Consider the following 2,972-nt stretch of genomic DNA (forward strand, 5'->3'; position numbering starts at 1 on the left):
GGCCCTCCCCCTGCCAGTGGCCCTGCCCCGCGCTGCCCTGCACGCTTTGCAGCCAGCAGCCGGGCTCCAGCTGCCGCCCCAGCTGCTCCAGCCTGCCGCTGACCTGCAGCTTAGGGCGTTTGTCTGCCTGCTCCAGCCGGCGCAAGCGCTCCAGCTCCTTGTTCAATTTTTCGCTATAAGCATAACGCTGCCGCCATTGGCCGTACTCCTGCAGCTGCCTGCGCCCCTCCTGTACGCTTTGCTGCGCCAGATAGCAGCCGCAGCGTACTCCGGTATACAGCAGTAAGGTCAGCGACGCACAGCCTAAAGCCGCCGTGCGCCAATAAGGCGAATGCGCCAGCTGCTTGCTAAAAACGGCGCTGCCTGTCTGCAGCAAAATTTCCTCCGGCCAGGCAGCTCCTGCAAACCACTCCTGCTGCGCCGCTTCCGCTTCCCTGCCTGCCAAAATAGCCTGCAACCGCAGCTGCAAGGAATCTGCCAGCTTCTGCCAAGCCTGCACGTCAGCCAGCTCCATGGCCCACAGCTGCACCTGCATATCAGCCTCCCGTCTTTCCTCCACAGCAAAGGCCGCAGTATAAGCATCCGCCGCCCAAGGAGCCAGCTGCCCTGCCTCCCAGTAGGCCGCCTTCCGCAAGGCTTTGGCTTCTAAAAGCGGCAGCGCCAGCCGTTCCTCGTACACCTGCTCCGCGCCTAAAAGCAGCAGCGTATTTAACCCGGTCTCCGCTTTGGCCTCCAGTAAAATTGTACGCAGCAACATGCCTGCCTCTTCAATAATATTTCGGCCAGCGCTCATCCCTAAAGCGCGTTCCTGCCGCCACAGGCAGCAATCCGGCTGCCAGCAGCTTACCTGTAAAATATTTTCCCGCAGCCCGATAAGTAAAAGCTGCCGCTGACGCCGCTGCCTGCGCCGCCAGCCTTGTTGGTAATCCTGTAATGTTTTCATCAAAGACGTCCTCCTTTAAATCAAAATAACGACCAGTACCAGGCGACAAGCCGTGCGCCGTACAGATGGCACGCTAAGCCCGCCGCGCACAAAAAGGGGCCGAAGGGCAGCGCCTGCTTCCCCTGCGCCCGTCCGCAGGCTAAAAGAACAAGCCCAACCGCAGCTCCGCCTACAAAGGCCAGCAGCAGGCAGGCTAAGCCCCGCTCCCAGCCCAGCCAGCAGCCTAAAACCGCTGCCAGCTTGACATCACCCTCGCCCATGCCGCCCCTGCTGAACAAATACAGCAGCAGCATAACCGCGCCCAGCGCCAGCAGGCCGCAGCAAGCCTCCTGCCATAAGCCCATGACGCAGGCTCGCAGCAAGCCCAGAGCTAACAGATAAGCGTTCACGCTGTCGTACAGCAGCAGCTCCCGCATATCCGTCCAGCAATGACGTGCCAGCCCCGCCGCCAACGCCAACGTAAAAAACAACTCCATAAGCAACCTCCTTTCCGCGTCAAAACAAAAAGGCTCCTGTATTACAAAGTCACTGCAATACAGGAGTCTTAAAGCTCTTTACTACTTATTCAGTTGTTGGCAATAGTATACACTGTCAGGCGCAGCCTGTCAAGCGTCTTACCAGTTCAGGTCTTCCGCTTCCTGACGGCCTTTGCCGGTCAATGCGTCCAGCATAATGCGCTGTTCGATTTGAGCAGCCAGCTTCTTAGTGAATTTAACGGTATCAGGATTTACGGACATACTGTCAATGCCGCTCTTAATGAGGAACTCGCAGAATTCAGGATATACGCTGGGAGCCTGACCGCAGATGGAAACGGTCTTGCCGTCCTTATGCGCCACCTCGATAAGGTGACGGATAGCGCGGCGTACTGCCAGATTGCGTTCGTCATAAATATGGGATACGGTATCGTTATCACGGTCGCAGCCCAAAACCAGCATGGTCAAATCGTTGGAGCCGATGGAATAGCCGTCGACAAATTTATTGAACTGGTCGGCCAGAATGATGTTAGAGGGAATCTCAGCCATCAGCCAAACCTTGAAGTCCTTGCCGCGGGACAAGCCGCAGTCAGCCATAATCTTAACAACCTTTTCGCATTCCTCTACATTGCGGCAGAAAGGAATCATTACGTTCAGGTTTTTCAGGCCGAACTCCTCGCGCACCTTGCGCACAGCCAGGCATTCCAGCTTAAAGGCTTCGATATATTTAGGGTCATAGTAACGGGAAGCGCCGCGCCAGCCCAGCAAAGCGGAAGGCTCGTAGGGCTCAAATTCATCGCCGCCCTTCAAATCGCGGTATTCGCTGGATTTGAAATCGGAGAAGCGCAGAGTAACCGGTCTGGGAGCCATAGCCTGGCAAACCTGGCGGATGCCTTCAGCCAGCTGGTCCACAACCTTTTCCGGATGACCGATCTTAATGAGATATAGCGGATGCTCGTGGATATATGTAGTCCAGATGAACTCCTCGCGCATCAGGCCGATGCCGTCGCAGGGCAGAGCGCTGTATTTTTCAGCCAGCTCAGGATCGCCCAGATTCATGTAAATTTTCGTGCCGGTGGGCGGGAAATATTCCGCAGCGGCAACTACCTGCTGAGCGGCGGGCTGTTCAGCCTTAGGTTCTTCGATAATGCCTTCATAAACAACGCCGTGAGTAGCGTCGATAGTTACGTCGATGCCGTCGGGAATAGTAGTAGTAGCAGCCTCGCCGCGGCTCTTGGTGCCAACGATACAGGGAATGCCCAGCTCGCGGCTGACGATGGAAGCGTGGCAGGTCATACCGCCGCTGTCGGTTACGATGGCTTTCGCCTTCTTCATAGCCGGAACCCAGTCGGGAGCGGTCATTTCCGTTACCAGAATTTCGCCCTCTTTAAATTCGTCGATGCGGGACGGGTCAAGAATAACGTGTACGCGGCCTGCAACATTACCGGGGCTGGCAGGCAAGCCCTTAACAATAACCTTACGATCGGTAGTCACTTTCTTCTCCTCTTTCGGTGCGCCATTTTCTTTATTACGGCGGCTCCATACGGTTTCCGGAC

Annotated in this window: 3 protein-coding genes; all 3 read right to left on the reverse strand. The window is 56.4% G+C overall.

Annotated elements, in window-relative coordinates; genetic code table 11:
* Nucleotides 1–943 (reverse strand): hypothetical protein (locus tag QZ105_RS10335; protein ID WP_293729838.1); only part of this gene is annotated, 943 nt, incomplete at its 3' end.
* A gap of 20 nt (nucleotides 944–963) precedes the next feature.
* Nucleotides 964–1,419, reverse strand: a complete 456-nt coding sequence (locus QZ105_RS10340) for an A24 family peptidase (protein WP_293729839.1) — start codon at nucleotides 1,417–1,419, stop codon at nucleotides 964–966.
* Nucleotides 1,420–1,557: 138 nt separating this feature from the next.
* On the reverse strand, nucleotides 1,558–2,972 hold a 1,415-nt coding region (ppsA, locus tag QZ105_RS10345), incomplete at its 5' end, for a phosphoenolpyruvate synthase (RefSeq protein ID WP_293729840.1).

Origin of the sequence: uncultured Phascolarctobacterium sp. (assembly GCF_905212365.1) — a bacterium.
GTDB lineage: Bacteria > Bacillota > Negativicutes > Acidaminococcales > Acidaminococcaceae > Phascolarctobacterium_A.